This is a genomic window from Dietzia sp. DQ11-38-2, assembly GCF_014145055.1.
GTDB lineage: Bacteria > Actinomycetota > Actinomycetes > Mycobacteriales > Mycobacteriaceae > Dietzia.
This window is the reverse complement of record NZ_JAALDW010000194.1, coordinates 1-2932: the sequence shown is the minus strand read 5'-3', so window position 1 is coordinate 2932 and position 2932 is coordinate 1. Positions and strand designations below refer to the sequence as shown.

Sequence of the window (2932 nt, the reverse complement as noted above, 5' to 3'; positions counted from 1 at the left end):
GTGGGCGACCCCCGATGCGGCGCGGCGCATCACGGCGTCGGGGTCCCCCGCGGCCTCGGCGGCCTCGATGAGCGGGCGCTCCGCGGATCGGATCGCCTCGACCGGGTGCGCGCGCAACATGATGTCCACGTCCTTCCTCGGACCCGGGGGCGGGTCACTCCACAGTTACGGATTTGGCGAGATTGCGGGGCTTGTCCACGTCGTAGCCGCGGGCGGCGGCGACCTCGGCGGCGAAGGCCTGGTAGGGGATCGTCGCGAGCAACGGTTGCAGCAGGGTGGTCGACGCCGGGATCGGGATGAAGTGGTCCGACAGCGGTCGCACCACCTCGTCCCCCTCCTCGGCGATCACGATGGTCCGTGCACCACGGGCCCGGATCTCCTGGATGTTGCTCACCAGCTTGGAGTGCAGGACCCCGCGTCCCTCGACCGGCGGCATCACGATGAACACGGGCAGGTCGTCCTCGATCAGCGCGATCGGACCGTGCTTGAGCTCGCCCGCCGGGAAACCCTCGGCGTGCATGTACGCCAACTCCTTGAGCTTGAGCGCTCCCTCGAGGGCGGTCGGGTAGCCGACGTGGCGGCCGAGGAACAACACCGACTTCGACCCGGCGAGCTCCCGGGCGATCTCGCGGACCGGGTCGAGGGAGTCGACCACCTTCTGGATGGCGACGGGCATCTGCTCGAGCTGACGGAACTCGGCCGCCACCTCGTCGGGGTACTTGGTACCGCGGGCCTGGGCCAACGCCAGCCCGACGAGATAGTTGGCGGTGATCTGGGCGAGGTACGCCTTGGTGGACGCCACCCCGATCTCCGGGCCGGCGTGGGTGTAGAGCACGGCGTCGGCCTCACGCGGGATCTGCGACCCGTTGGTGTTGCAGACCGCCAGTACGCGGGCCTTCTGGGACTTGGCGTGACGGACGGCCTCGAGGGTGTCGGCGGTCTCACCGGACTGCGAGATGGCCACCACGAGGGTGGACCGGTCCAACACGGGGTCCCGATAGCGGAACTCCGAGGCGATCTCGACCTCGCAGGGCAGACGGGTCCAGTGCTCGATGGCGTACTTGGCCACCATCCCGGAGTGGTACGCGCTGCCGCAGGCCACGATGAAGACCTTGTCGATGTCCCGCAGGTCCTGGTCGCTGATCCGCTGCTCGTCGAGCACGATCCGACCGTCCTGGAAGTGTCCCAGCAGGGTGTCGGCGACCGCCGCGGGCTGCTCGGCGATCTCCTTGAGCATGAAGTAGTCGTATCCGCCCTTCTCCGCGGCGGCCAGATCCCAGTCGATGTGGAACGGGCGTCCTTCGGCTGGCCCACCGGCGAGATCGGTGATCTCGTAGCCGTCGGCCCGCAGGACCACCACGTTGTCCTGGCCGAGTTCGACCGCCTCTCGGGTGTGCTCGATGAACGCCGCGACATCCGAACCGAGGAACATCTCGCCCTCACCGACGCCCAGCACCAACGGGGTCGACCGCCGGGCCGCGACAAGGGTTCCCGGGTGGGCGGCGTGACTGAAGACCAGGGTGAACGCCCCCTCGAGGCGGCTCAGAACGGCCCGGCACGAGGCGACGAAGTCCCCCGCGTGGGGACCGGACCCCATCTCCCGCGCCAGCAGATGCGCGGCGACCTCGGAGTCGGTGTCCGAGACCAGGTCGACCCCGGCGGCCTCCAACTCCGCACGCAGGGGGGCGAAGTTCTCGATGATGCCGTTGTGCACGATCGCCACGTCGCCGGAGACGTGCGGGTGGGCATTGCGGTCGCTGGGCCGTCCGTGGGTGGCCCAGCGGGTGTGACCGATCCCGGTGGTCCCCGGGAAACCGTCGCGGCCGGCGGAGTCCAACGCGGCCTCGAGGTTGGCGAGTTTGCCCTCCTTCTTCTCGACGCGGGACCCACCCGAACCGTCCAGGACGGCCACGCCCGAGGAGTCGTAGCCGCGGTACTCCATCCGCCGCAGGGCCTCGACCACGACAGGGAGGGCAGCCTGGTGCCCGACATATCCGACGATTCCGCACATGGCCGATCAGTCTAGTCCGGCCGACCCGACTCCCCGGCACCGTCGACCCCCCGGAGGCGATACTGTGGCCCTCGTGGCCACCAAGACCAAAGCACTGCTCGACAAGGTGAACCGGCGGGGCCCCTACGGGGTCGATACGGGCGACCTCGGTTTCACCGGGACGCCGGGCGCCGTGTTCGTGCCCCGTGACGCACCGTCGCCCGCCCCGCTGGTGGGCTTCGCCCACGACTGGACCAAGGGCCCCCGCGACTACACCGACACGCTCAAGCACCTCGCCTCGTGGGGTTTCGTCGTGGTGGCGCCCGCGACCGACCGGTCTCCCCGGCCGAATCACCAGCACTTCGCCGACCACCTCTCGGCCGCGATCGAGGACGTCCTCCAGGCCAGGCTCGGCCGGGGAACGGTCCGCGCGGACCCCCGACGCATCGGTCTGGCCGGCCACGGACTCGGGGCCGGGGTCTGCGCCCTGCTGGCCTCCCAGCGCACCGACATCGACGCAGTGGCGATGGCGTTCCCCACCGAGACCGTCCCGTCCGCCGCCGATCGGGCGATCACCATCGATGCGCCGGGCCTGCTGCTGTCGGCCTCGGGTGGCGTGCACGCCGAGGACGCGCGGGCGATCCACCTGGCATGGCGCGGTCCGATCGTGCACCGGCGTCTCGAGAAGGCCATCGAGACCGGCCTTGTCGAGGGCGCGCCGTTGATCAAGTACGTCGGGCTCGCGGACCCGGATCGTCGGACACAACGCACGGTGCGCCCGCTGCTGGCGGGTTATCTCCTGAACACGCTCGCGGGCGATGCGACCTACTCGGCGTTCGCCGATTCGGAGGAGACGCTCAAGGACACCGTCACGGTGACCGACGCGATGCTGGACGAGGAGGACGACGACCTCACGGCCGGCGGGCCGCCGCTGCTCCGACT

At 70.2% G+C, this 2932-nt stretch carries 2 protein-coding genes; one reads left to right on the top strand and one right to left on the bottom strand.

The features are described 5' to 3' along the window. Positions 1-154: 154 nt before the first annotated feature. Positions 155-2011: a glutamine--fructose-6-phosphate transaminase (isomerizing) gene (glmS, locus tag G6026_RS07300; protein WP_182612778.1), complete on the bottom strand. Its 1857-nt coding sequence runs from the start codon at positions 2009-2011 to the stop codon at positions 155-157. Positions 2012-2084: 73 nt separating this feature from the next. On the opposite strand from glmS, the gene G6026_RS07295 reads away from it, so the two are divergent. Next, the coding region (locus tag G6026_RS07295; protein ID WP_347238077.1) for a dienelactone hydrolase family protein at positions 2085-2932 on the top strand (848 nt) is incomplete at its 3' end.

Coding starts and splice junctions, on each gene's coding strand:
- glmS (WP_182612778.1), bottom strand. CDS start 2,011: ATGTGCGGAATCGTCGGATATGTCGGGCACCAGGCTGCCCTCCCTGTC.